At 66.1% G+C, this 26,481-nt stretch carries 26 protein-coding genes; 22 read left to right on the top strand and 4 right to left on the bottom strand.

Going from position 1 to position 26,481, the window contains the following annotated elements:
- Positions 1-66: 66 nt before the first annotated feature.
- The gene (locus ACQP1G_RS28800; RefSeq protein WP_433192689.1) at positions 67-1,656 is read left to right on the top strand and encodes an ABC-F family ATP-binding cassette domain-containing protein; all 1,590 of its coding nucleotides are present in this window, start codon (positions 67-69) and stop codon (positions 1,654-1,656) included.
- 37 nt (positions 1,657-1,693) lie between these two features.
- Here the strand turns inward: ACQP1G_RS28800 and ACQP1G_RS28795 are convergent, their stop codons facing one another.
- Entirely contained in the window at positions 1,694-2,101 is a 408-nt protein-coding gene (locus ACQP1G_RS28795; protein WP_433192688.1) for a nuclear transport factor 2 family protein, read from the bottom strand.
- A gap of 88 nt (positions 2,102-2,189) precedes the next feature.
- On the opposite strand from ACQP1G_RS28795, the gene ACQP1G_RS28790 reads away from it, so the two are divergent.
- Both ACQP1G_RS28790 and ACQP1G_RS28785 read left to right on the top strand, forming a co-directional pair.
- Positions 2,190-2,690 (top strand): winged helix-turn-helix transcriptional regulator, encoded by a 501-nt coding sequence (locus ACQP1G_RS28790; RefSeq protein ID WP_433192687.1) that lies wholly within the window; start codon positions 2,190-2,192, stop codon positions 2,688-2,690.
- Between the two features lie 30 nt (positions 2,691-2,720).
- A complete protein-coding gene (locus ACQP1G_RS28785; RefSeq protein WP_433192686.1) occupies positions 2,721-4,022 on the top strand; it encodes a hypothetical protein in 1,302 nt (433 codons plus the stop codon).
- A 5-nt stretch (positions 4,023-4,027) separates the two neighbouring features.
- On the opposite strand, the gene ACQP1G_RS28780 is transcribed toward ACQP1G_RS28785, so the two are convergent.
- Positions 4,028-4,381, bottom strand: a complete 354-nt coding sequence (locus tag ACQP1G_RS28780; RefSeq protein ID WP_433192685.1) for an MmcQ/YjbR family DNA-binding protein — start codon at positions 4,379-4,381, stop codon at positions 4,028-4,030.
- Between the two features lie 65 nt (positions 4,382-4,446).
- Between ACQP1G_RS28780 and ACQP1G_RS28775 the strand changes: the two genes are divergently transcribed.
- From ACQP1G_RS28775 to ACQP1G_RS28750, 6 genes are all read left to right on the top strand, one after another.
- Positions 4,447-5,718: a hypothetical protein gene (locus ACQP1G_RS28775; RefSeq protein WP_433192684.1), complete on the top strand. Its 1,272-nt coding sequence runs from the start codon at positions 4,447-4,449 to the stop codon at positions 5,716-5,718.
- Positions 5,719-5,790: 72 nt separating this feature from the next.
- On the top strand, positions 5,791-6,156 hold the full coding sequence (locus ACQP1G_RS28770) for a DUF4345 domain-containing protein (RefSeq protein ID WP_433192683.1): 366 nt from the start codon (positions 5,791-5,793) through the stop codon (positions 6,154-6,156).
- Positions 6,157-6,452: 296 nt separating this feature from the next.
- Complete coding sequence (locus ACQP1G_RS28765) at positions 6,453-7,412, top strand: acyl-ACP desaturase (RefSeq protein ID WP_433192682.1); 960 nt, start codon at positions 6,453-6,455, stop codon at positions 7,410-7,412.
- Positions 7,413-7,531: 119 nt separating this feature from the next.
- Positions 7,532-8,482, top strand: coding sequence for a hypothetical protein (locus ACQP1G_RS28760; RefSeq protein ID WP_433192681.1), 951 nt, complete (start codon positions 7,532-7,534; stop codon positions 8,480-8,482).
- 203 nt (positions 8,483-8,685) lie between these two features.
- Positions 8,686-9,942 carry an adenylosuccinate synthetase gene (locus ACQP1G_RS28755; RefSeq protein WP_433192680.1) on the top strand — a complete coding sequence of 419 codons (1,257 nt, stop codon included), beginning with the start codon at positions 8,686-8,688 and terminating at the stop codon, positions 9,940-9,942.
- 135 nt (positions 9,943-10,077) lie between these two features.
- On the top strand, positions 10,078-10,704 hold the full coding sequence (locus tag ACQP1G_RS28750) for an NUDIX hydrolase (protein ID WP_433192679.1): 627 nt from the start codon (positions 10,078-10,080) through the stop codon (positions 10,702-10,704).
- Between the two features lie 234 nt (positions 10,705-10,938).
- Here the strand turns inward: ACQP1G_RS28750 and ACQP1G_RS28745 are convergent, their stop codons facing one another.
- Complete coding sequence (locus tag ACQP1G_RS28745; RefSeq protein ID WP_433192678.1) at positions 10,939-11,271, bottom strand: YnfA family protein; 333 nt, start codon at positions 11,269-11,271, stop codon at positions 10,939-10,941.
- 25 nt (positions 11,272-11,296) lie between these two features.
- The gene (locus ACQP1G_RS28740; RefSeq protein WP_433192677.1) at positions 11,297-12,034 is read right to left on the bottom strand and encodes a metallophosphoesterase family protein; all 738 of its coding nucleotides are present in this window, start codon (positions 12,032-12,034) and stop codon (positions 11,297-11,299) included.
- 216 nt (positions 12,035-12,250) lie between these two features.
- Here ACQP1G_RS28740 and ACQP1G_RS28735 point away from each other — a divergent pair, with 216 nt between their 5' ends.
- The 13 genes from ACQP1G_RS28735 (at position 12,251) to ACQP1G_RS28675 (ending at position 26,357) form a co-directional block, all read left to right on the top strand.
- Positions 12,251-13,222 (top strand): alkaline phosphatase family protein, encoded by a 972-nt coding sequence (locus ACQP1G_RS28735; RefSeq protein ID WP_433192676.1) that lies wholly within the window; start codon positions 12,251-12,253, stop codon positions 13,220-13,222.
- A gap of 160 nt (positions 13,223-13,382) precedes the next feature.
- Entirely contained in the window at positions 13,383-15,788 is a 2,406-nt protein-coding gene (locus tag ACQP1G_RS28730; RefSeq protein WP_433192675.1) for a RelA/SpoT family protein, read from the top strand.
- A 341-nt stretch (positions 15,789-16,129) separates the two neighbouring features.
- Entirely contained in the window at positions 16,130-17,761 is a 1,632-nt protein-coding gene (locus ACQP1G_RS28725; RefSeq protein WP_433192674.1) for a cutinase family protein, read from the top strand.
- A gap of 54 nt (positions 17,762-17,815) precedes the next feature.
- Positions 17,816-18,754, top strand: coding sequence for a hypothetical protein (locus ACQP1G_RS28720; RefSeq protein ID WP_433192673.1), 939 nt, complete (start codon positions 17,816-17,818; stop codon positions 18,752-18,754).
- A gap of 18 nt (positions 18,755-18,772) precedes the next feature.
- The gene (locus tag ACQP1G_RS28715) at positions 18,773-19,639 is read left to right on the top strand and encodes a MinD/ParA family ATP-binding protein (protein ID WP_433192672.1); all 867 of its coding nucleotides are present in this window, start codon (positions 18,773-18,775) and stop codon (positions 19,637-19,639) included.
- Entirely contained in the window at positions 19,636-20,277 is a 642-nt protein-coding gene (locus ACQP1G_RS28710; RefSeq protein WP_433192671.1) for a hypothetical protein, read from the top strand. Before ACQP1G_RS28715 ends, ACQP1G_RS28710 begins: the two co-directional genes overlap by 4 nt.
- A 60-nt stretch (positions 20,278-20,337) precedes the next feature.
- Positions 20,338-20,634 (top strand): hypothetical protein, encoded by a 297-nt coding sequence (locus ACQP1G_RS28705; protein ID WP_040692318.1) that lies wholly within the window; start codon positions 20,338-20,340, stop codon positions 20,632-20,634.
- Positions 20,635-20,642: 8 nt separating this feature from the next.
- Positions 20,643-20,918: a hypothetical protein gene (locus ACQP1G_RS28700; RefSeq protein ID WP_354950750.1), complete on the top strand. Its 276-nt coding sequence runs from the start codon at positions 20,643-20,645 to the stop codon at positions 20,916-20,918.
- A gap of 23 nt (positions 20,919-20,941) precedes the next feature.
- Complete coding sequence (locus ACQP1G_RS28695; protein ID WP_433192670.1) at positions 20,942-21,640, top strand: hypothetical protein; 699 nt, start codon at positions 20,942-20,944, stop codon at positions 21,638-21,640.
- 73 nt (positions 21,641-21,713) lie between these two features.
- On the top strand, positions 21,714-22,529 hold the full coding sequence (locus tag ACQP1G_RS28690) for a hypothetical protein (protein WP_433192669.1): 816 nt from the start codon (positions 21,714-21,716) through the stop codon (positions 22,527-22,529).
- Entirely contained in the window at positions 22,523-23,383 is an 861-nt protein-coding gene (locus ACQP1G_RS28685) for a hypothetical protein (RefSeq protein ID WP_433192668.1), read from the top strand. The genes ACQP1G_RS28690 and ACQP1G_RS28685 overlap by 7 nt, the downstream gene beginning before the upstream one ends.
- Positions 23,377-24,864: a hypothetical protein gene (locus tag ACQP1G_RS28680; RefSeq protein ID WP_433192667.1), complete on the top strand. Its 1,488-nt coding sequence runs from the start codon at positions 23,377-23,379 to the stop codon at positions 24,862-24,864. The genes ACQP1G_RS28685 and ACQP1G_RS28680 overlap by 7 nt, the downstream gene beginning before the upstream one ends.
- 2 nt (positions 24,865-24,866) lie before the next feature.
- Complete coding sequence (locus ACQP1G_RS28675) at positions 24,867-26,357, top strand: SCO6880 family protein (protein ID WP_433208895.1); 1,491 nt, start codon at positions 24,867-24,869, stop codon at positions 26,355-26,357.
- The last annotated feature ends 124 nt before the right edge of the window (positions 26,358-26,481 follow it).

Genomic DNA, 26,481 nt, shown 5'->3' with positions numbered 1-26,481 from the left:
ATGAGGTAGCACCTCGGGCGGTCCGCAATTCGCGCGCCGCGTATCCGTGCAACCTCTGGGGACCGCATGACCAATCTTTCTCTTTCCGATCTCACTTTTTCCTGGCCCGATGGCACACCCGTATTCAGTGGGCTCGATGCTGTACTCGGGCCCGGCCACCTCGGCTTGGTCGGCGGCAACGGCGCGGGCAAATCGACACTTCTGCGGCTGCTCGTCGGTGAGCTGACACCTGCCCGCGGTTCGGTCTCGCTGACCGGGCGACTCGGCTATCTGCGCCAGGATCTCGGGCTCGGCGATGGTCAGCGCGTCGACGAGGTGCTCGGTATCGCCGAAACACGGAAGGCATTGCACAGTATCGAATCCGGTATCGGCGCCGAGTCGGACTTCGACACCGTCGGCGGGCAGTGGGATGTCGAAGAGAGCGCCATCGCGCTGCTCGGTCGACTGGGCCTGCACTACCTCGCCGACACGACCGAACAGCTGGACCGCCGCCTCGAGACGCTCTCCGGCGGTGAAACGGTCCTGCTCGGCTTGGTCGCGCAGTTGCTGCGCGAGCCCGACGTGCTGCTGCTCGACGAGCCGACCAACAACCTGGATCACGTTGCCAGACAACGCCTCTATGAGGTCGTCGCGCAATTCTCCGGCACTGTGCTCACGGTCAGCCACGACCGCGAGCTATTGGATCGGATGACGACTATCGTCGAGCTCCGGCAGGGCGAATTGCGGTTGTTCGGCGGCAACTTCAGCGAGTACGAGCGCACTATCGCGGCCGAACAAGAGGTCGCGCGGGCCGCGATTCGCGACGCGCGCAGCGATGTCCGCAAACAGGCGCGCGAGCTGGTCGAGACCCGAATCAAGCTGGATCGCCGAGCGCGCTACGGGCAGAAGATGTTCGAGAACAAACGCGAGCCGAAGATCGTGATGGGCGCACGTAAGCGGGCCGCCCAGGTCTCGGCGGGCAAACTGCGCAACAATCACATCGAAAAGCTGGACACCGCAAAGGGACAGCTGCAGCAGGCCGAGGAATTACTACGTGATGATCGGCAGATCCGGATCGACCTGCCCGACACCCGGCTCTACCCGGGCCAGGACGTGATCGATCTCGACCGGATCGAGCTGGCCTGTGGGCCGACCGTGACCTTGCGCGTGTCCGGTCCCGAGCGGATCGCACTGACCGGCCGCAACGGCGCGGGTAAAACCACACTGCTGCACCGCATCGCCGCGGAACCGCCGAAGGTTACCTGGCGCATGCTGCCACAACGCCTCGACATCTTCGACGAGCGGCAATCGGTGTTCGACAACGTCGCCTCGACCGCACCGCACGCCTCCGGCGAACAGATCCGAGCGCAACTGGCACGCTTCTTGTTCCGCGGTACCGACGCCGACGTGCTGGCCGCGGCGTTGTCCGGTGGCGAGCGCCTGCGCGCGGCGCTGGCGATGCTGTTGCTCGCCGATCCCGCACCGAAGTTATTGCTGCTCGACGAGCCGACCAACAATCTCGACCTGCCGAGTCTGGAACACCTGACGCAGGCCTTGGCGGGCTTCGAGGGCGCACTCATCGTGGTCAGCCACGATGCGCGGTTCCTGGACGATATCGGGGTGACCCGTCGGTTGGAGCTGACCGCGGATGGGCTGACGGAGGAATCGGCCCGGTAGCTCCTTCATCGGTTCGGGTTGCCGCGCAAGGTGATCATTATCGGGCGGCGCGTCGCATGATCCCTGGGTAACGGAGCAGGCGCGGCCCCAGTTTCACCGCGAGGAAAGTGAGGGCCGGCCAAGGGCGAATGTGGGGCGCGAGGCGGCGGATGTGGCCGTCCTCGGCGACCTCCAAGACCAGGGCTTCGGTCATTCGCAACGGTCCTACCGTCGCCTCGGCCAGCAGGACCTGACGTGCGCCATCGCCGATATGTTCGGTCCAGCGCAGGCGGGAGAGGCTGCCGTAGGCGGCGGTCAGCAGGATGCGCAGATCGTCGTGACCGCGGAAGACCAGGCGGCCCGAGAGGGGAGAGGTCAACTCGGCATCGGGGGTGAGGGTGGTCATCAGTGTGTCGATATCGAAGGGCTGCGTCGCCTCGCGGAATTGTGCCACTGCATCCGACATTGTCTCGATCACCCTTCGCATGTGGTCATTCGATCGTTTCGAAACGTATCGGAGTAACTTGCAAAAAGCAATGGACTACGATGGGCAGGTGCCCAAAGCTGCCATGTCCGACATTGTGTGCTCGATCGCGCGAACGCTCGACGTGGTCGGGGAGCGGTGGACGCCGCTGATCCTGCGTGATCTGTTCGTCGGGGTGAACCGGTTCGAGGACATCCGTCGCGATCTGGGGATCGCCTCGAATGTCCTGACCGCGCGTCTGGATGCGTTGCGGCAGTACGGGATTGTCGAGGCCAGGGCGTATCAGTCGAATCCGGTGCGTCACGAATATGTGCTCACCGAACAGGGGCGCGATCTGTATCCGGTGCTCACGATGCTCATTTCGTGGGGCGATAAATGGCTCGCCGGGTCCGCGGGCCCGCCCGCGCTGGTCGTGCATCGCGATTGCGGACAACCGACGTCGGGGGTGGTGGTCTGTCGTAGCTGCGGAGCGCCGCTGACCGCCGACAATGTGTACTGGCGTCACGGCCCCGGCGCGTGGCGCGGGCCGGGGACCATGCTCATCGGAGACCATCTGGAACCCGCTCCGTAGGCCTGTGCGCCGTCAACGATTTCGCTCGAGTTGAGCGACGTGCTCGGCTGCAGCATGATCAATGCGATGGACCTGGTGCTGCGAGCAATAGCCGACGTCGATTGGGACGAGCTGGAACATGCTTATGGCCCAGCGGCGGATGCTCCGGCGCATCTGCGGGCACTGATCGACGGTGATGCGGAGGCCTGTGTCGACGCGGTCGGCTATCTCGATGCCGCACTACTGCATCAGGGGAGTGTGTACTCCGCGACCGCGCCGTTCGTCGCGATCATGGCCCAGCTGCTGCCGCGCCCGCATACCGCGATGACGATCGAGGACATCCTGCCGTGGGATCCGGAGCCACGGTCGCTGCGGGTCGCGCTGCTGGACTACCTCGAGGTCTTCGCGCAGGGCTGTTGTTCCGGAATCTCCGACGCGCAGCTGTATGCCGAGGCCTATCCGCCCGGTCGCGCCGAGGAGGACCTGCAGCGGGTCAAAGCGAATCGGCGCGCGGGATTGCTGGAACTCGGTCCCGATCCTGCGAAAGCTCTACTGGTGGAGCATGTTCCGACACCGCCGGGGCTACTTGCGGCGATCGATGACAACGAATTCCGCACAGCGATGCGGGCGCGGGACGAGATCGCCTGTCGCGCGGTGATTCCCGGAGTGATCGAGGCGATCGAACCCCTGGTGGACGATTCGGATGCCGCGGTGCGCATCGCCGCGCTGCGCGCGCTGATCGAGCTCACTGCGCAGCCCGCCTTTACCGCGAAACGGTCCACCTTGCTCGACCGGCTCGACACCATCGCGCCGACCATGCCGGATCCGGTCGAACGCGCCACTGCCGCAAGGATTTCGGGTCTCAACGGCGGCCGTCCGGAACAGCTGCTCGCCGACACCCATCCCGGTGTCCGTGCCTGCGCCGCCCTGGCGCCCGCATTCGCCACCGAGCAGCGCGCCATCGACGAACTCCTGGCCGCGCTGGAGCGTCCCGAGATCATCGACGAATGGTTCAACCGCCAACTGCCCGGGCAGGATGGCTGGCTTCGCCACGATGTCATCCGCGAACTCGTCAGCCGGGTCTACGATTTCGAGATACTGCTGCCCGCGGCGATCGAAGCAGCCTGGGCCGCCAACGACCATACCGTGCACTACGACTGTATTTCGTTCCTGCACAGAGCCTTTCCCGACCGGATCAGCGATGAATCGGAGCTATCCGCCGCCCAACTGTCCTATCTGGCGGTGCTGGCGGAGATCGAGACCCTATGGCAGACCGGTCAACTCGACCGCTGGTTCAGTGTGGCGGGTCTGCCGGGTGGCCGGGACAGCTGCCGTCGGCTCGTCGAACGGTAGCCGAATCAATCCAACTGGGCCGCAAGCTTTTTCGGTGCGACGATGCGGTAGGCATCATGAATGATCTCGGTGATCTCATCCCAGTCGGGATCCACCTCCAGCCGGACGCCGATCCAGCCGCGATGGCCGACATACGGTGGCACGAAGAAGCGTTCGGGCTCGGCGTCGACGAGTTCGGCCTGCGCCCCCTGCGGCGCCGGACACCAGATCGTCGCCCCCGGTTCGCGGTGCTGGTCCGCCATGAACATCGTGAACGCCCGCTTCGCCCGCACGAAGAAGTTCGGCGAGCCGTGGCTGAGTCGCTCGCTGGTCTCGGGCAGCGCCAGGCATATCGCCCGGATCCGCGTCAACGGGTCCACGTCCGCAGTGTAGGTGTAGGGTCCTGACTTTCGCCGCCGGACCGCGGACACAAGGATGTCTATCCATGGGAATCGAGTTGAATGTGGCGGGGGTGTGCCGCGCGCCCACCGAGGACTTCCTCGATCAGGTCGGGGCGTGGTTGCGGACCGGTCCGGCCGGTGCGCGGGTCGGCTGGACCGCCACGTCGGCTCCGTTCCGGAAATCGGTGGAGGTCTCCGGTGATCGCCTGCTTGCCGTCTTGCATCCGGCGGCGGAACCGGTCGATCTGCGCGCGGCGCACGGTCAGGTGGTGGTGAGTGCGGGCTGTGCCCCGGCCGGGCCGGGCTATCACCGGCACGTCGCCGCGGTGCTGCACGAAATGGGCAGGCGATTCGACATCGTATGGGACGAGGGGACCGAGGATCCGCTCGGACTTGCCGATAACCGCGCCGAGGTCGAGCAGGACTACCTGGTGTGGATCCGCACTCTGGCGGAGACGGTGTTGACCGAGGTGCCTGCCGAGGGCGCCTGGGTGTCGATCGGATTGTCGACGGGTAGTGACCGTTTCGACTATGACGGGCTGGCCGCGAGCTGGTTGGGACCGCGCGACCGCGACTGGTTCCACGCCGTCGCCGATGGTGACGAAGCGGCGGCACGAGCGTTCTTCCCGTGGTGGGAGGACGGCTGGACCGCGCCGACGATTCGCAATACCGCGATGGGCATCATCTGGAACGACGTGCGGTGGCGCGCACCGTCGGATGCCGACGACAGTCCTGCGCTGCATCAGGCCGATGCGCTGCTCGCCGAGGCGTACCGGCTCGACCCGGCGCTGGCCCTGCCGTGGGCGGCCTGGCACGAATTGCGGCTGCTCCTGGCGGATTCGGCACCCATCGCGGCCGGTGCGCCCGGCGATCTGCCCGCGCGGGCCGCTGCGGAAATGCCCCCGGTGCTCGGCTACCGTCGCCGCTCGGTCCGCACGACGCCGGTATCGGGTTGGAGTCTGCGGATTCCGGGCGAGTTCACCTACGGCTGGGACGGCGATCGCTGGTGGGCCTGGGACGGCACCCGCCAAATCGAGATCACCATTCTGCGGGTCGGTGACGCGAAGACCGGCCCGCCTCCGGCCGCAATGCTGCAATACGGTGCCAATGCGACCGCGGGTCATCGCGGCGAGCCGGTCGTCGGCGGGCCCGGTGACGGATGGTGGTTGCCGTCGGAGGACGGCGAGGAGGTCGGTGTGCAGGGGATCGCCAGCCGCCGCAACGGCGAACTGCTCCTGGTCACCATCAGCGTTCCGGGACCGCAACTTGATTGGGCGATCGAGGCCTGGCGCTCGCTGCGCTACGGCGGGGACTGATCGCACGTTTGTGGAAGCGGATATGCGCACCGCTCGATCATGCTGGCCTTCCGACTCGATCAGGAGGTTCCCTTGGCAACTGTCATCGATATCGTCATCGGCCTGTTCTTCCTCGCGATGGGTGGATATGCCCTGGCCGCACCCGCCGCGCTGATACGTCCCTTCGGCATGCGCCCCGAGCATGCCGCGGCGCGCTATGAGATTCGTGCCGTCTACGGCGGATTCGGCCTGGCGATGGCGGCCATGCTGGCGATCGCGGCCACGCACGACGGATCCCTACGCACCGGAATCATGCTCACGATCGGTGTCGCCTTGGGCGGAATGGCGTTGGGCCGCATCTTTTCCGCCGCGCTCGATGACCGAACCTCGTTCTACCCCAACTGGTTCTACTGCGTGATCGAGGCCGCCGCGGCGGCCGCCCTGGTGCTGGCCGCCTGAGCCGAACGGGTTGCCGAATCGAGTTCTGATCTACCGCTCGGTTCGATTTGAACAATTGTTCAACAACGACGGCTCGCTGCGGACTCGGGCGATCAGTGCAGGTGCGGCGGGTGGCGAGTTCTGCTCGTCGACCAGGCCTGATCCGCTTCGCGCGATACATATCGGCCTGTCTGCGCGATTAGTTAGTGGTAAGCGGTTCAAAACCCGCCGGGTGAATTCGGCCTCAGGGATTTCGACACCGCGCCAATCGGGGCACTCTGGATGGGAGCCTCTGATCCGATGACAGGAACCCGATCGTGACACGTACCTTGACTCAGCTGGAGTTGCTGACCGAACTAGAACCCATTGCCGAACAAAACCTCAACCGCCACCTATCGATTGCCAAGGACTGGCACCCACACGACTATGTGCCATGGGACCAAGGCCGCAATTTCGCCGAGATGGGCGGAATCGAGTGGGAGCCAGGACAATCCACTTTGAGCGAGCTGGCCAAGGCTGCGATGGTCACCAATCTGCTGACCGAGGACAACTTGCCGTCCTATCACCGACTGATCGCCGAATCCTTCTCTCAGGACGGCGCCTGGGGCACCTGGGTGGGGCGCTGGACCGCCGAGGAGAACCGGCACGGGATCGTCATGCGCGACTATCTCGTCGTCACCCGGGGCGTGGACCCGGTGGCGCTGGAACACGCGCGGATGGTCTGTATGACGACCGGGGTGCAGCACCCGACCGGCGTGGACGACAACGGATTCCTGCCCGGTATCGCGTACGTGACGTTTCAAGAGCTGGCGACCCGGGTCAGTCACCGCAACACCGGCCGGGCCTGCGATGACGCGGTCGCCGACCGCATGCTGCAGCGCATCGCCGCCGATGAGAACCTGCACATGATCTTCTATCGCAACCTGTGCGGTGCGGCGATCGATCTGGCGCCCGACCAGGCGCTGGCGGCGATTTCAGCGATCATCCGCAACTTCCAGATGCCGGGCGCGGGTATGCCGAACTGGCGTCGCAACAGCGTGCTGATGGCCAAGCACGGCATCTACGATCTGCGCCAGCACCTCGAGGACGTCATCAATCCGGTGCTGCGCATCTGGAATGTCTTCGAGCGCGACGACTTCACCGCCCGCGGTGAACAGACCCGCGAAGAACTCGGGTTGTTCCTCGAGCAACTCGGCAAGGATGTGATCAAGTTCGAGGAGCAGCGCGACCGGGCCCTGGCGCGTGAGGCGGAAAAGCGCGAGCGGCAGGGCGCCTGAGCGGGGTTCCGTCCGTCCGCGAAGATCAACTCGCGGTACCGATCCCGACCAGCGGACTCTTGACAGGCTTAGTTTTAGTCTCATACACTAAAACTAGATTCACGAAAGGAAGTGACGATATGGGATACGGACACTGGGACGACACCGCCTACCGCGCGGGCAAGACCTTCCGTGCCAGCCGGGGTCTGGACGACTTCGGATATACCGCCGAGATGCAGGGGCAACCGCATACGAGTTGGCAGGCGCACCCGGCGCTCGATCCGCTCGGCGTCACGGTGCGGGAATGCCGGGATTCCGACGAGCACGGGAACTCGCTGCCGATCGCGGTGCTGTTCGACGTCACTGGATCGATGGGGCGGGTGCCGCGGATCATGCAGGACAAACTCGGTAGGTTGCACGGCCTGTTGCGGCGCAAGGGGTATGCGCAGGATCCGCAGATCATGTTCGGGGCCATCGGCGATGCGGATGCCGATCGGGTGCCGCTGCAGGTGGGGCAGTTCGAATCCGACAACCGGATGGACGAACAGTTGCGCAATATCCTGCTGGAAGGCGGCGGTGGCGGGCAGAAGTCCGAAAGTTATGAACTGGCGGCGTATTTCATGGCCACCCATATCGCAACCGACGCATGGGAGCGGCACGGCAAGCGCGGCTATCTGTTCATCATCGGCGACGAGCTGAACAAGGCCAAGCTGGCGGGTCGGCATATCCGCGCGGTCATCGGCGACCATGTGCGCACCGATATCGAGGTGGCCTCGATCTATCGGGAACTGGCCGAGCGGTGGCACGTGTACTACATCCTGCCGAACCAGTCGAGCTACTTCGACGATCCGGAGATCGCCGAGCACTGGCGGGGATTGCTCGGCCAGAACTTCATGAAGCTCGACGATCCGGCCGCGGTATGTGAGCTCATCGCGCTCACCATCGGGCTCGCGGAGGACCGTATCGACGTGGATACCGGACTGGCGGACCTGCGCGATGTGGGGTCGGTGGCCGAGGCTGATTCCGTCGGAAAAGCGTTGGGCGCCAAGGCGGGACCGAGTATGCGCGCGCTTTCCCGGGGGCGGAGCTGAAGTCGGCTCGGTCGGTGATCCGTCGTGCTCGCAGCGCGGATGTGTGCCGGCGGTATGAGTGATTCCGACTGTGTGACAGCGAAGTCGGCGAACCGGGATTTGCCCGTGGGGGCCGGGCATGCCGCTATCGGTGATCTCGGGTGCCGGGTTCCGCGCGTCGGGTCGGTGCAAATCCCATCGATGGGAAAGGCAAGGGGTGCACGGTGATTCAGTCGCACATCATAGTGCTCGACCTCGGGTTCGGGGATGCGGGGAAGGGGGCGACCGTCGATTGGCTGTGCTCGCCGGCGGCGGGGCTGGGCGTATCGGCGGTCGTGCGATTCAACGGCGGCGCGCAGGCGGCGCACAATGTGATCGCCGACGGACGGCATCACACCTTCGCACAGTTCGGATCCGGAACCTTCTCGGGCATTCCGACACTGCTCACGCGGCACATGCTGGTCGAGCCGATCGCGCTGGCGAGTGAATCGCTGCGGCTGGCCGCACTGGGTGTGCCGGATCCGCTATCGCTGCTGCGGATCGACGGGCGTGCGTTGCTCACCACGCCGATTCACATCGCCGCCAACCGTGCCCGCGAGGACGCGCGGGGTTCCTCGCGGCACGGTTCGTGTGGCCGCGGCATCGGCGAAACAGCCAGGTATGCACTCGAATACGATGCACCGACCGTGTCGGATTGCCTGCGCCCGAACATCTTGTTCACCAAGCTCCGAGCAATGGCGGCACACTACGGCCCGCTGATCGCGCCCAGCGCGCACCGCTACGAACCGATTCGCGATCTGGTCGAGATGTACCGAGAATTCGCCGCCGCCATCCGCATCGTCGACGGCGCCGAACTCGCGCGCCTGGCGCACCGCGGCCGCCTGATCTTCGAAGGCGCACAAGGCGTTCTCCTCGACGAATGGCGCGGCTTCCACCCGCATACCACCTGGTCCACCGTAGAACCTCGCAACGCCCGCGCTCTACTCGCCGAAATCGACGCTCCCGCATACACACTCGGCGTCACCCGCACCTACCTGACCCGCCACGGCGCAGGCCCGTTCCCCACCGAAGACCACACCATCACCATCCCCGAACCACACAACACCACCCGCCACTACCAGGGCCCCTTCCGTCGCGGGCACCTCGACCCGATCCTGCTGCGCTACGCCATCGAGGTCTGCGGCGGTATCGACGGCCTCGCCGTCACCCACCTGGACACCCCCGGAACCGGCTGCGCCGCAACCGGATACGCGACCCCGACCGGCATTGTCGACCACCTCGAAGCGGGCACCTGGCAAGACCTCGACCACCAACGCCACCTCACCGCACTGCTGACCACAGCCGACCCGATCCTGACAGCCATACCAGCCGACCCAGCCCCGTGGCTGGAACACCAACTCGGCACCCCGATAATTCTGACGGCCGATGGCCCGGACCGTCATGACCGGACCCCGACCCACCCGGCGGCCGCAGTCGCCTAGCGCTCGAACGGTGCACTCGGGCCTCGAGCTGTGGCAGGGACGGATTGCGTGGCCCAAGGCGGCGAAGGTCGGCTGTCCGCTTGTTGGTCGTGCCACTCGGCGCAGGGTGTCGGGGGTGGGGCAGGATGTGGTGGCGTGGAGCAATCCGTTGTTTCGGTTGATGTGGTGGCATTGCGGTTCTGGGGCGATGACGCCGGGGTGACCGTGGGTATCGCGCCGCGAGAGCTGGAGCCGTTCACCGGGCGGTTGGCGTTGCCGGGAGTGCTGCTCGGGCGCGGCGAGCGGCTGGTCGCGGCCGCGCGGCGGGCCGTGCACACCAAGCTCGGGGTGCCGGAGGCGGCGATCGGCGCGGTCGGGCAGCTGGTGACTTTCGATGAACCGAACCGCGACCCGCGCGGGCCGACGTTATCCATTGCGATGTGGGCGGTGGCCGGGCCACACGAGGGGCCCGCCGAATGGGCTTCCTTCGACGAGGTACCCGAGCTGGCCTTCGACCACAATCGGATCGTCGATGCTGCCCGCGGCCTGCTGGCCCGATTGCTCTGGAAAGATATGGCTTTCACCCGAGCGCTGACCGGCGACGAATTTCCCGCCACCCGTGCGGTCGAACTCAGCGCCTCCGTCCACGGCACCCGTCCCGACCCGGCGAACCTGAACCGCATCCTCGCCGCCATCCCCGGCCTCGCCCGCACCACCGAACGCCGCCGCGTCAAGGCCACCGGCCGCCCCGCCGCCGTCTGGGCCTTCACCCCCGACGAATAACCCACCGAGACAACGCCTTCCACACAGCCCACCCCGATGTCGCTGTCGTTCGCGAGGCAGCCTCGGCATGCCCATGGAGTCCAACCGGACGCCAGTATGGCCTCGATGTCGGTTGTGGAAGACGTCGCACAACCTGTTGACAGCTCACAGCGGGACGCGCCGGTCGCCACACCGACTGCTCATTGCGAAGGTTTGCGTATGCGGCATGGCGTCATGCCGAGGGGCCAGTGGGGTTCAGCCGCGGGGCCCGTACATGATGACGGCGACGCCGATCAGGCAGAGGGTGGCGCCGATGTAGTCCCAGCGGTCGGGGTGGAATTTGTCGACGATCATGCCCCAGGCGAGCGAGCCAGCGACAAAGACGCCACCGTAGGCGGCCAGGATGCGGCCGAAGTTCGGGTCCGGTTGGAAGGTGGCGACGAAGCCGTAGGCGCCGAGCGCGAGCACACCCGCCGCGATCCAGACCAGCCCGCGATGTTCGCGCCAGCCCTGCCAGACGAGCCAGGCCCCGCCGATCTCGGCGAGTGCGGCAAAGGCGAACAGCAGCAGCGACCGGGCGATCGTCATGGGGTAGAACGTACCGCGCCGCCGCCTACACCTCGTAGACCGCACAGGTGCGGCCGAGCACCGGATACGACACATTCCGCACCGGCACCCCACCCGCGGTACGCCCGACTTCGGTACCCCCGTGCGCATGTCCGTGAATGGCCAGTACCGCACCGCCCGCATCCACGGCCTCGCCCAGGTCGTGACACCCCAGACCCGGGTAGATTTTCGGTGGCTCACCCGCCAACGTGTCGGTGATCGGCGCGAAATGCATGAGAGCGATACGGGTTTCGCACTCCAATGAGTCCAGTGCCCGACGCAGTCGCAATGCGTCCAACGGCCCGCGGCGCATCCGAGCGCGGTGTTCGGTGCTGGCTTGATCGGGTCGGCCCGGATGGTCCGGAAATCCACCTCTGCCGCCCATCACACCGGCGATACCCAACAACCGCCCGCGCACGTCGAGGGTGATCGCATCGCCGTCGAGTAGGTGCACCCCGAGATCGGTGAGCATGCTGGCGATGCGGTATCCGATTCGCCGGTCGTGATCGTGATTGCCGAGTACCGCGACCACCGGTACCGGCAGCCGGGCGATCTCGGCGCACAGCAGGTCCGCCTCGTACAGCCCGCCACCCTCGGTGAGATCGCCGCCGAGCAGCAGTACATCGGCGTTCAGCCGCAGGAAGTCCGGACGGAAGCGCCCCGCGACGGCATCGCGCATATGCAGGTCCGCGACGGCGGCAATCCGGAGGGGTGCGGTGGTTGTGCCGTCGGCAGCGGGGGACATGGCGGTCAGCCAGCCACACGTTCGGCGACGTGTCAACCGGTGTCTGCTGTTCACCTCACCGATACGCCCCCGTGAGCAGTAGGAATAGCTATTGGCTATCGCAAGTTCAGTGGTTGTTCAGCGAGGCGACCAGCGATGGCGAGACCGATGAAACGTCCATGAACACTCACTCGGTGAACTATCCGAAAGGCACAGGCGTACCGGATCGTTCGGTACATGAGCGAGCGAACTGTAGCTGGCACGTCCCTCGCCCGCAGGCAGCTGTTCTCCAGTGCCGTTGCCGTAGCGGCCGTTTCGACCGTCCTCGCCACCGGCCGTGCACAGGCCGCCGCCCAAGCCGACAAGGTCGTCCTCATCGGACTCGACGGCCTGATGTACCGCAAGATCGAGGAAGTCCGCGCCCCGAACCTGTTGCGGTTGAGCGCCGAAGGCACGCTCGGCCGCACCTCCATCGCCCCGCACGTCACCATCTCCGGTCCGTCCTGGGCCACCGTGCTCACGGGTGTCTGGGGCAGTAAGCACGGCATTACCGACAACAACTTCGACGCCACGCCGTTCGCGAAGTATCCGACGGTCTTCACCCGGCTCGAACGCTCCGATCCGACCCTGAAGACCCAGTCCATCGCCACCTGGGATCAGATCGCCACCATGACCGGCAGCGGTAACCCCAGCGCCGACGTCGTCATCTCCACCCCGCCCGTCCCCGGTGACGACGACGAAATCGAGACCGATGCCGCCACCGCCGACAGCGTCGTCACCGCCATCACCAAATACGCCCCCGACTTCCTCTTCACCCACCTCGACCAGGTCGATCGCGCCGGCCACCAGCATGGTGGCGCATCGCGCGCATACCGCGATGCCGTCACCCGCATCGACGCCCTGGTGGGCCGCATCGTCGCCGCCGTGGACGCCCGCGCCCGCGCCAACCCCGCCGAACGCTGGACCATCCTGGTCACCACCGACCACGGTCACCGGCCCAAGGGCGGCCACGGCGGCCAAACCCCCGACGAAACAACCAGTTTCGTGATCGCCCGCGGCCCGAACTTCATCGCGGGTGCGACCAGCTCCAGCTTCTCGCTGGTCGATATCACCCCGACGGTGCTCGATATCTTCCACGCCCCGCTCGACCCGGACTTCGACGGCCAGTCCCGCATCCGTCAGCCGATCGAACCCTTCACCAGCCGTTGAGCGTCCTTTTTCGCACCTCACACGTTGACGTTTCCGCCGGTTGTCGCCGACTCGGCAACCTCGGATCCGACGCGTGACCTGCGCTCGGACTAAAGTTGTGTTCTGGGCGGTTGCAGCGGTCGGATAGGGTGTTCCGATCGCGGCGTGGAGAGGTGGTGGCATGACTCAGCATCTTGGCGAGGCGAATGTCGAGCAATCGGCAGGCGCCCCGCAGTCGAATGGTGCGGCCGCCCCGGATGCATCGACGCCGAAACCGCAGGTGAGCGGTAATTCGGCGGCGGCGCGCCAGCCCGGGACCGCGGCCGCCGTGCCGACCTCCGCGTCCCGGCGGGTGCGCGCCCGTCTGGCCCGGCGCATGACCGGTCAACGTGGTATCGCGGCGGTCAAACCGGTGCTCGAACCATTGGCCAGCGTGCACCGCGAGCTGTACCCGAAGGCGAATCTCACCCTGCTGCAGCGCGCCTTCGACGTCGCCGACGAGCGCCATGCCCACCAGTTCCGCAAATCCGGTGACCCCTACATCACGCACCCGCTCGCGGTCGCCAATATCCTGGCCGAACTCGGCATGGATACCACCACGCTGGTCGCAGCGCTGCTGCACGACACCGTGGAGGACACCGGTTACTCGCTCGAGCAGCTGACCCAGGATTTCGGCGCCGAGGTCGCGCATCTGGTCGACGGTGTCACCAAGTTGGACAAGGTCAACCTGGGCGCCGCCGCCGAGGCCGAGACCATCCGCAAGATGATCATCGCGATGGCCCGCGACCCGCGCGTGTTGGTGATCAAGGTGGCCGACCGCCTGCACAACATGCGCACCATGCGTTTCCTGCCGCCGGAGAAGCAGGCGAAGAAGGCCAAGGAAACCCTCGAGGTGATCGCGCCACTGGCGCACCGCCTGGGTATGGCCACGGTCAAATGGGAACTCGAGGACCTCGCGTTCGCGATCCTGCACCCGAAGAAGTACGACGAGATCGTGCGGCTGGTCGCCGACCGCGCGCCATCGCGCGATACCTACCTGGCGCGGGTGCGCGCGGAGATCGTCAACACCCTTGCGGCGTCGCGGATCACCGCGATCGTCGAGGGCCGCCCCAAGCACTACTGGTCGATCTACCAGAAGATGATCGTCAAGGGTAAGGACTTCGACGATATCCACGACCTGGTCGGCATCCGCATCCTGTGCGACGAGGTTCGCGACTGCTATGCGGCGGTCGGTGTCGTGCATTCGCTGTGGCAGCCGATGGCGGGCCGATTCAAGGACTACATCGCCCAGCCGCGCTACGGCGTCTACCAGTCGCTGCACACCACGGTCGTCGGCCCGGACGGCAAGCCTCTGGAAGTGCAGATCCGCACCCAGGACATGCACCGCACCGCCGAATTCGGCATCGCCGCGCACTGGCGCTACAAGGAGACCCGCGGCAAACACACCAACGACTCCACCGAAGTCGACGATATGGCGTGGATGCGTCAACTCCTCGACTGGCAGCGCGAGGCCGCGGACCCGGCGGAGTTCCTGGAATCGCTGCGCTTCGATCTGAAGTCGCCGGAGATCTTCGTCTTCACTCCGAAGGGTGACGTGATCACGTTGCCGCAGAAGTCGACTCCGGTCGACTTCGCTTATGCGGTGCACACCGAGGTCGGGCACCGCTGCATCGGTGCGCGGGTCAACGGCCGCCTGGTCGCACTGGAACGTCAGCTCGAAAACGGTGAAGTCGTCGAGGTATTCACCTCGAAGGCGCAGAACGCCGGACCCAGTCGCGACTGGCAGAACTTCGTGGTCTCCCCGCGCGCCAAGGCCAAGATCCGGCAGTGGTTCGCCAAGGAGCGCCGCGAGGAGGCCCTGGAGAGCGGTAAGGAGCAGATCTCCAAGGAGGTTCGCCGCGTCGGGCTGCCGCTGCAGCGGTTGATGAGCGTGGACGCGATGACCGCGGTCGCGCACGAACTGCACTACACCGACATCTCCACGCTCTACACCGCCGTCGGCGAACACCAGGTCTCCGCCCATCACGTCGTACAGCGGTTGATGGCGCAACTCGGCGGCATCGGCGATGTCGAGAACGAACTCGCCGAGCGCTCCACCCCGTCGACCACCCCGGCCCGCCAGCGCGTCACCGGCGATGCGGGCGTGCTGATCCCTGGCGCGCCCGGCACGGTCGCCAAGCTGGCCAAGTGCTGCACCCCGGTGCCCGGCGACGAGATCATGGGCTTCGTGACCCGCGGTGGCGCGGTCAGCGTGCACCGCACCGACTGCACCAACGCCGGTTCGCTGCGCGAACAGGCCGAACGCATCATCGACGTGGAGTGGGCGCCGTCGCCGTCCTCGGTGTTCCTGGTGGCCATCCAGATCGAGGCACTGGACCGCACCAGGCTGCTCTCGGATGTGACCAAGGTGCTCGCCGATGAGAAGGTCAATATCCTGTCCGCCTCGGTGGCCACGCACGGCGACCGGGTTGCGATCAGCAAGTTCACCTTCGAGATGGGCGATCCGAAACACCTGGGCCACTTGCTGAATGTGGTGCGCAACGTGGAGGGCGTCTACGACGTCTACCGTGTGACCTCGGCCACCTGATCGCCCTGGTCGAGCTCGCTGAACATCGGCGCCGGGCAAATCCGGCGTACCCGTCGGAAGCGTTGCGGTGGCGGCTGTGTGCGCTCCGACGTTTGCCGGAATGCGAAGTCCACGTTGATGATTCGAATCGCCGACGGATCGCCCGCCGCCTGCCCACCGATTTCCATGGTCGGAAACTTGTCGGAAGATCCATGACGGCACGCCGGGAACCATCATCTGCCCCATGGTGGTTCGCGCAAACATTTCGTCGAAGCCGCAGTAAGAGTCGGAATCTGTTACGGTTTATTGCGTTTCATGGCGTTTAGGTTGGTTGCGGCAACACGAATTGATTGCGGATCGCTATGACGAACTACACGGCACGGATCTCGGGAATGCTGGTCGCATTCGCCGTTGCTGTGGCGACCGCAGGCGCCGCTGCGGCGGAACCATCCGATCCCGCTGGCCCGACGACGAACCTCACCATCGGTACCTGTCCGGCACTGTACGCGTTGGGAATTCAGGGCACCGGCGAATCGTCGCCGGATGCCGCGCCGACCACCGATACCGGCATGCTCTCCACGGTCTTCATGCCGATGCTGGCCAAGGCATCCCAACCCGGACTCGTCGATCGGGCCTATGTCCCTTACGAATCCGGCTTCGGCGGCGCGACCGCCGGTGGCGCGGTGTCGTACGCGGAATCGGTGACCGGCGGATTGGCGCGGCTGCGTGCGATGGCCGAGGATGTCGCGGACCGCTGCGCCGAGACCCGCTTCGCGATCGTCGGCTATTCGCAAGGCGCGCACGTGGCCTCGATGTTCGCCCAGGAGGTCGGCCAGGGCCATGGCGTGATCCCGCCCGAGAAGGTCGCGGCGGTCGCCTTGTTCGCCGATCCGACCCGCAATCCCGGTGCGCCGCTGTTTCCCGGTTCGCCGGGCAAGGCGACACCGGATCCCGCGCCGGGCACCTCGGGCGATCAGATCGCGTCCATCGCGGCACTGCCGCAGGAACCCGTCAGTGGCGGCGGTATCGGGCCCGAACGCGATAAGGCCGCGAATTTCGCCGCGCTGACCGGTCGCGTCGCCAGTTTCTGTGCCGCAGGCGATCTCGCGTGCGATGCACCGGAGGGTGCGCCGATTCTGCGGGCGGTGGCCAGTATCGCGGGCCAGACCAAGTTGAGTGGCGGCGACCCGATCGCCTCGTTGGTTTCGATCGCCCAGGCGCTGGCGTACACGTCGATCAAGACCGCGACCAAGGTCGTCAACGAGGATATGCAAGGCAACTCGCTGGCGAATCTGTCGATCTCACCGAAGAAGTCGATTTCCCAGCGCCTCGCCGATGCCGCCGACCCGCGGACCCCGCTCGATGCCCCCGCGGCGCTGCGGGCGCTGCTGAAGGTCGGCATGATCGGTCTGAACGCGGTCGTGACGGTGGTCAAGACGGTCATCAACCCAGCGACCATCACCCAACTCGCCACCGCAGGCCTGTCCGACCCGGTCTCGGGAATCGTGCTGCTCGGCACGAAATTGCTGGGCGCGGTGACTCAACTGGTGCCGCCGACGACCGGTGTCCGGCTGGTCACCCAGGCCTTCGACGCGGTCGTACAGAACATCACCGATAACAGCGAACTGCTCAATGTGACGACCTGGGTGCGGTATTGGGACACCGTGCAGCGCCATGGCGCCTACGGCACCGCGGCCGTCACCGCCACCGGTGCGGCGCCCACCCGATTCGTCGCCGACTGGTTCGCCGCGGTGGCGCACGATCTGGCCGCCGAATTCGGCCGCGGCGCGATTCCGCTGGGCGGTAGCACCAAGCCGAGTACCGGATTCTTCGGACAAACTTCCGGCGCGTCGACTACGCCGAATACCTTCGGTACGGGACAATTTCCGTTCGGGACAGGAGCCGATGGCGCCTCATCCGGCGGCGCGACGTCGACTCCGCCCACCGTAGTACCCGGCTCCGTAAACAACACCTACCCGTTCTCCACGAACTGATCGCCGAGAGGGTCCGATGATGCATCACGTGCCTCGCTCTGCGGGAATGGGGGAATGTTGAAGTCGTACAAACAGCTATCGCGCTGGTATGGCGCGCTGGAGCCGGAGGCGGATGTCTCCACCCCGCCGCATCGCGACGACACGGAGTTGCGGAATCCGAGCGACGAGGACGGCCCGGCCAGGTATCCGGACTACATTCGCGAAGAGGATCCCGACGAAATGCGTGCGCGCAATGAGGTTCCGGCCGATCTGGCCTCCAATCGCAGCGAATTCACCGGCGGCTGGTCGGATTGGGTGGCCGCGCACGCCCCCGGCCCCGACGACGACTACACCGAGCCGCACGATGGCGAACTTGTACAGTTCCCATGGCCGCAGGACGAACACGACGATGGTCGGTACGCGCGGTCGGTGCGCGCGACGCGGGCCCTGCGCCATGAGGCACGCGATCACCCGTCCGCGCGCCGGGCCCGGGTGGTCGTGGTGCTCGTCGTGGCGGTGTTGCTGCTGGCCGGTGCCGCCGCGGGCGCGATTTATCTCCTGCGTTCCTCCGGTCATCACGGCGCCGCCGCGCCGGTCGTGCCCTCGATGCAGTTCACCGCGGGCAGTGTCCAATCCCGGGGTATTTCGGATTGCCCCACCGAACGCGCCGACCGCATCGTGCGCAGTGCCGAACCCGGTGGCACCGATTCCGGACCGGAGGCGATTCTGGCATTTCAGTACGCCTACTACGTGGAGCGTTCCGGCGAGCGCGTCCGGGAGGTTGTCGCACCGGATTCGAATATCTCGCCCGCCGCGGTGATCCAGCACGGTATCGACACCATTCCGGTGGGGACCACGCACTGTGTGCGGATCCAGACGATCACCGAGAACAGGTATTCGGTCGAGGTCACCGAGTACCGGCCCGGCGGCGCGCCCGCCACGTACAACAAGCAGACCGTCACTACGGCGGTGGTCGGCGGCCGCACGCTCATCATGGGCATCGCGGCCGGATAGTAGAGAGAGCTGATAGCGATGGGAGACGACTGGAGCCGCTGGCTCGACGAGAGTGATTCGTCGAACCGGCACGCGCCGTCGAAGGCTCCGGTGGTGCGATTGCGACGTGGCAAGCGCGGGGAGACCGAATCCGCGGAACCGGCGCAGCGTTCGATTCTGGTGGTCGGTGGCTGTGGTGGTGCGGGGACTACAACCACGGTCTTGGGCTTGGCGGGTGAACTGGGCATGGCGGGTACGCCCACGGTCGCGGTGGACGCGACCGCGGCGGGCAGCGATCTGGCGCTACGCGGAGCCGATGAGCACCTGCATCCGATCAGCCTGCAGTCGTGGCTGTACGGTCGCGGCAACGATGAACCCGCACCGTTGAAGGAGTGTCTGTCGCAGGCGAGTTCGGGCATCGGACTGCTGTGGCGTGACGCCGCGCCGCTGCGTCGGCGTGCCACATATCTCACAGTCGCGCGGGCGATCTATGACGCCGGATACACCGCGGTCTACGACGGCGGCCACCCGATTGCCGGACGGCAGCTGCGTCCACTGCTCGATGACGCGGATGTTGCTCTGGTACTGGCCATTCCAGCCCGCGCCGATGCGGCGAACCGGCTGCGGGTCACCCTGGAATGGCTCGACGACCAGTTCGGCGACTCGACCGAGGGGCAGGGCGGCGGCATCGTCGGCGATACCACAATCGTTATCTCGCACCAGATGTCGGGTGCCGACTCGCATGTTGCCGACCATTTGCGCGAACATCTGTCCGGCTGGGTCCGCGACATCAGGGAGATTCCCTACGATCCGCATTTGGCGCGCGGTGAACTCGTGCGCCACGCATCACTGTCCGCCGAGACGCGCCGGGCTTATGGGCGGCTGCTCGCCGGAGTGGCATCATGACGGCCGCCATGAAACTTCGTCGTCAATCCGAAGCCGCCCAAGCCGGTGTGGTCGCCCCACCGGAGTCTCGTCGCGCGCCCATCTGGGACCGTCCCGTACCCGGCGTCGGCCGGGCACCGCTGTGGTGGCTGCTAGGTGTGCACGGCGGTGCGGGAGCCAGTAGCCTCGCGCATGTGCTTGCGCCCGCGGCGGATTCGGGCCGCCGCTGGCCCGGCGTCTTCGACCGCGAATCACCCTTCGTCGTCCTGGTGGCCAGGGAAACCATCACCGGACTCACCCGCGCGCACGACCTACTGCGCCAACATCATTCGGGCTTCGCCGGATCGTGTGAGGTGCTCGGGCTGATCACCGTCGCCGCCCGCCCCGGTCGCATGCCCGCCGAAATCCGCCGCTACCGCGATGTGGTCGGCTCGCTCGCAGGTCAGGTCTGGCAGATCCCGTGGTATGAGGAATGGACCCTGGTCGAACCGGAGAAACTGCCCATCTGGACCCCCGGCGACGAGATTCCGCCGAAGAAGAAGAGGATCGACCCGCTCGAGGAAGTTCCGCTCGAGGTCCGCGAACTCGGTGCCGATATTGTTGCGGTGGTACGCGAAAACCTGGACAGCAGTACGTCTTTCGAGGAGGGGCACCGATGAGCACCGCACTGACCTCCAGACCGGACCGTTGATCACAACTCCTACCCAGAAAGGCAGCCGATGAGCATGATTCTCCTCGCCGTGCAGGACACGTACGGCACTGTCCTGGCTCAGGTCGGTAACCCGACACCAGAGGCGCCTCCCGGCTCGGAGAAGATCCTGCAGCTGGTCCGGTATCTCACCTGGTTCGTATTGCTCTCCGGTATCTGCGGAATCACCTACGCGGGCGGCAAGTTCGCGTGGGAGAAGTGGACCGGCGGCGGGCTCGAATCGCCGAAGATGGTGGCCGGAGCCATGATCGGCGGAGTGGTCGCCACCAGCGCGGGCACCATCATGAACGCCGTCATCGGAACCTGATGTCCACGATGTCGACCGTGCGAATGTCGGCGGCGGAACTGCTTGCCTATAAGCAGATGCCCGCCGAAGTACTGCAACCGCTGATGCAGCTGCTGAACTGGTTGCTCTGGTTCGTGCTGCTGGTGTGCCTGGCGTGGATGATCGTCTCCGCGGGCCGCCTGTGGATCGCGTTCCGGAGCGATCTGGCGATGAACGACGCCTCGCACGGCGTTTTGATGAGTCTGCTCGGGGCAGCGGTGGCGAGCACGGCCTCGGGGATCGCGTTGGCGTTCCTGCCGACGTGAACCGAGATGGGGACGGCCCTGGGATGAATTCCACACCGCTGGCGACCGCTTGCAGGTCGCGCGAAACAGCAGAGCCGCTGGAGCACCCGCGAAACCACCTCATTGCGCGGCGTCGGCGTATCCGCACGCCCGCGGCCGGTGCGTTCGGTGCTGCCCTACTGCTGGCAGCGGTCGGCTGCGGCGGTGACGGCGATTCCGGCCCGAACCTGTCGGCCGCGCCGAGCCAGGTCCGGTGGCAGCCGTTCCAGGGCGTCGCACTTCCGACCACCGCGCAGGGGCCCAAGAAGGTCGCCGACGGCGCCGCAACGGGTTTCGAACATTCGCCGGCCGGTGCGGCCTTGGCGGCGATCGTCCACACGGTGCGATTGTCGGTAGCCGCCGACAGTCAGTGGGCCGATATCGTGCGCCTCGAGGTGGTGCCGGACAAGGCGAGAGACGAGTGGTCGGTGAACCGGCTGCAGCTCACCATCACCGGTCCGGCATCGCCCGATTACGCGCCGAGACTGCTGGGTTACCGGATCACCGGCTACACCGATGCGGCATCGGCCGTCGACGTCTATACCGAATATTCGGACAACTCCAAGGCGGTGAACCACACCACCGTCGAGTGGTTCGGCAACGACTGGAGGTTACGGCTGCCCGACCCCGATTCGACCGCCCGCCCCCTTGAGTCGGTCGATGAATTACCCACGGACATAGTGAAATTGGAGGCACCGGCATGAGGGAGCGCAGTGAGCGAATCATGTCGCGGCGCGCTTCGCTCATGACGGAGCCGTGCGTCGGCGAGGCGGAGTCATGAGCGAGAAGGAGTCCTACCCGCGCGATCGTGTCTCCTTCGGTGTCATCGCATCGGCTGCCGTGGTGGTGCTCATCGTTGTGGTGGGCATATTCGTCTACCTCGGGCGGGACGACTCGGGTTCGGGTGGCGATAAGGCCACCGCCGCGGTGGGTTCCGGTGCGGACGGCTTCGCGACCCCCGAGGTGGATATCCTCGGTAGGCGCGTCGACATTCCGAACAACCCTGCCGGACAACCACTTCCGCAGGATCCGACCCGCCAGCGCAAACCGTCCGATGCTGACTGGCTGACCGCGGCCCCGGAGGGCACCACCGCACCGCGCGGCTGGCAGCGGGTCTACGGCGCCTCGGTCCCGTTCTCCACCTCCGACGGACCCACCCGCATCGAAGACGGTCTGGCTGTCGGCTATTCGCACACCCCGCAGGGTGCGGTGCTCGCGGCGGCCCAGATCACCTACCGTCTCAACGCCCGCCCCGCCGACCGCGACCTCTACGTCCGCCAGGTGCGCGTCTCGGCCCAGCAGATCGCCGCCTACGACAAGGCCCTGTCCCAGGACAAGCTGCCCGAACAGCAGCCGGAGAAGGTGACTCGGTATTTCGTCGCGTCGGATGCGTTCAAGGTCGAGAACTATGCGGATGATCTGGCGATCATTCAGCTGGCCACCCGCGGTCCCGTGGTCGACGGCAAGCAGCTGTGGGCGGCTCTGCGATTGGTGATGATCTGGGATGCGGGGGACTGGCGGCTCAAGCCGGCTACCTCCAATAACGCGCAGACCGAATATGTCGAATCGCTCAACGGGTGGACCAAATGGTGACCATGGGCCCCGGATCCGGTCCGGCACACAACCGTTCGCCGATCGCGGTGCTGGGCGTCGGCGCAGTGCTCGCGGTGGTCGTCGCGGTCGCAGTGACCGTGGTCGCGATGCGCGATAATGCCGCCGGGGGCGACCAGGTATCGAAGACCGGAACGAGCTCGGAGAGTGTGCCCGTCAGCGCCTCGTCGACCGCCGGAGCGGCCGGATTCAGCGGCTCCGATGTGGATTCGTTCGGTCATCGCTTCGATGTCCCGAACAACCCCGCCGGACAACCGCTTTCGGAGTCCGTCATGCCGCGCAAACCCACCGACGCCGATTGGCAGTCGGGCGCTCCGGGCGGCACGGGTCAGCAAGGCGGATGGCAGCGGGTGTACGGCGGTCCGGTGATCCCGTTCTCGACCACGGACGGCCCCACCCGAATCGAGAACGATATTCCGCTCGGATTCACCCAGACCCCGCAGGGTGCCGCACTTGCGGCCGAACAGATCTATTGGCGCACCGTGGCGCGGCCGACCGATCGCGCCCTGTGGCAGCAGTTGGTGATCCTGTCCGCACAAGAGCAGGCCGATCGCGACCGAAAGATCGCCGACGGCAAGATTCCGAACGAACTACCCGACAACATCAAACCGTTGTTGTTCGCCTCTGACGCATTCCGAATCGAAAGCTATGGTGACGATTTCGCTGTGGTACGTATCGCCCGCAAGACCCGTGATTTCCTGCACGGCGGGCGCAGTTGGGTGGCCATGAGACTGAATGTGCTCTGGCGTGATGCTGGTTGGAAACTCAAGTCGTCCACGAGTGATGCACAACCGCTCGAGACGATCGACTCGATCGATGGGTGGACAAAATGGTGAGGCGAGTTGTCACGATTCTCGCGGTCATCTTCACTGTCATGATCGCGACACCGACGGTGGCCTACGGTCAGGGTTACGGATTCGATGAGACGTGCAACGAGTTGCACGACACCCTCGATAACGTTGGTCTGCCGGGCTTCTCCCTGGGTGACGCCGCGTCGGCCGCGTGCAAGGCGGGTAACGTCGCCTCGCATCCGGGCAGCGCCGCGAACGCGGTCAAGGACAAGGCCTGGGATTCGACCTTCGGCAAGGTCGTCGATTCGCTGATGAACGGTCTCGGCCAGGCCATCATCCTTGCGCTGACCTTCTGGATGAAGGTCCCCAATGAGGCGACCAGCGATAACGGTTCGTTGTTCGTGAAGATCAACGATTACACCTATCAGGCGCAGATATTGCTGCTGATAGCCTCGGTGATCCTGTCCGGCGCCAGACTGGCCGAGGCCAGACGCGGCGCCGCGATGAACGAGGCGGCCGAATCGTTCCGCATGTTCGCCCGTGTGGTTTTCAGCTCCTGGATGCTCGGCGCTGTGATTGTCGCGGGCACCCAGGCCTCGGATCGCTTCTCCGAGTGGATCATCAACGATTCGACCAATGGCAATGCCAAGGACCTGGCCGAGCTGATGGTGAAAACCAGTAAACTGCAGGCGTTTTCGCCTGGTCTGGTGCTGATCATCGCGATTGTCGGATTGCTGGGCGCGCTCGCGCAGATCGTGCTCGCCATCGTCCGTCAGGGTCTGCTGCTCATCGCGGCGGGTGTACTGCCGTTGGCGGCGGCCGCATCCGGGATGAATGTCGGCAAGTCGTCCTATCAGAAGCTGATCGGTTGGATCATCGCGTTCATGCTCTGGAAGCCGGTGGCCGCCATCGTCTACATGATCGCGTTCACCACTGCGGGCCATGTGGATTCGCTCACCGATACCGGCGGACTGCCCGAAGGTGAACAGGCACAACGGATGCTGGTCGCGATCGTGCTGCTGTGCAGTGTCGCGTTCGTACTGCCCGCGCTGATGCGGCTGGTCACCCCCGCGGTGGCGATCGTGGGTAGCGGTGGTTCGGGTCTTACCGCGACCGGTGGAACCTTGCTCGCGGTAGGCGCTTTGGGTGCGATGGGCACCAAGGCCGTCTCCGTCAAGGGGGCCGCACCGGGTTCGGCGGGTTACGTCAGCGGCTCCTCCACCGGTCCGCGGCCGCCGGGCGGTGCGGGCGGTGCCCGCGGTGGCGGTGGCGCTCCGCGTCCAGCTCCGCCGCGCGGTGGCGGTGGTGGCGGCGGCGGTGCTCCGGCGGGCGGACCTCCGCGCGCCTCCGTCCCGTCGGGCGGGTCGGGAGTACCGTCCGGAGCGTCCAGGGCGGTGGGCGCGATCGGCGCGGCGCGCGCCGCGTCCGCGCCGCTGACCCGGGCCGATGAGGCCATGGGTGATGTGGCCGGTGATCGCTGGGCGAATCGTTCGCCCGACCTCGGGAGGAGCACCATTCCGCGATGACGATGACGACGAGCGATACCTACGAGCGCCGCTCGTACGGACTGTGGCAGAAGCCGCGCAGCGCAGGCCTTTTCGGTCTGCGCTGGGAAGAGACCGTCATCGGCTTCGTCGTCGTGATCACGGCCCTGATCTGCGCCATGGTTGGCGGGTTCCAGTGGGGTCTGATCGTGGGCGGCACCGGCGTTGTCGTGATGGTTCCACTGGTGTGGCGGACCGGGGGCCGCTCCGGATACGAGAACGGATTGATGATGTTCAACTGGATGCGCTCACGCAGCCGCGGTGAGCATGTGTACCGAGGTGGCCGGTTCTCGCGGATTCCCGGCGGCGTCACTCGGCTACCGGGTCTGCTGGCGCCTTCGAAGCTCTATGAGGGCATCGATGCGGGCGGCTACAGCTTCGGCATGATCCACCTACCGCAATTCGCCCAGTACACAGTGGTTTTGCGGGCGTGGCCGCAGGGCCATGAGGCGGTCGACCAGCCGGTCATCGATCGCTGGGTCTCGGCGTGGGGTACCTTCCTCGCCTCGGTCGGCCAGACCAGTGACATCGTCGCGGTGGTCCCGGTGATCGATACCGTGCCCGAAACCGGCAACCGGCTGCTCACCGAGGTCGCCACCATCACCAGGCCGGAGGCGCCGGAACTGGCGCAGCAGGTGATGTACGAGCTCGCGACCGAACTACCGCAGGAACGGGTGCAACTGCTGCCACGGGTCGCGATCACCTTCAAAGCGACTACCGCGGAGCGTCGCAAGAACCCGGCCGAGGAGGCCGTCGAGATCGGACGCAGGCTGCCCGGTATCTGCGCCGCGCTCGCCGAGGCGGGCGTACGCGCCCAGCCGATGTCGGCCGATGAGGTCATCTCGTTCATCCGGCGCAGCTATGACCCGGCCTCACAGGCCGATCTCGAGGTTGCCGCGGGCGAACCCGAAGGGCACGGACTGGATTGGGCCGATGCCGGACCGGTCTCGCACGACGAGAAGTGGGATCACCTGGTGCACGACGGCGGCCGGTCGGTCACCTGGGAGATGGACGCCGCACCCGAGGGCGCGGTGGACGAGCGGGTGCTGCAGCGGCTGCTGGCGCCGAATCCTGAAGTGCCGCGCAAGCGCATCGCCATCGTGTACCGTCCGCATTCGGCCGCCGACGCCGCCGAAATCGTCGATGACGACTTCAAGAACGCGTTGGTGGCACAGCAGAGCGAACGCGGCGTCGTCTCGGCAGCCGCGACCCTGCGAGTGGGGGCCACTCAGCAGGCCCGTGAGGAGCAAGCCCGGGGTCACGGTGTGACCCGCTTCGGGGCGCTGGTAACCATTACCGAGCCCCTGCGCGGCGATCTGCCGCGTATCGAAGCCATAACCCGCGACCTGTCCACACAGGCGCGGTTGAAGATCCGGCGGTGCTACCGCTACCAGGCGGCGGCCTTCGCGGCCTCGCTCGGTTGTGGGGTGATCCTGCCGGAACACGCGACAATTCCGAAAGCCTTGGCGGGGTGAACGATCCATGGCACGTGAGCACGAGCCACCGGTCCGCGAACGGGACGAGATGCCGGTGCGCCGCAAGCGGCGTCCCGAGGATACGACGCTGGGGCCTGGCGGTGACGATCAGCCCCGCTCCGCG

Origin of the sequence: Nocardia sp. CA-107356 (assembly GCF_050946365.1) — a bacterium.
Taxonomy (GTDB): Bacteria; Actinomycetota; Actinomycetes; order Mycobacteriales; family Mycobacteriaceae; genus Nocardia.
Note: the sequence above shows the minus strand (reverse complement) of the source record. Positions and strands in the feature narration are given on the sequence as shown.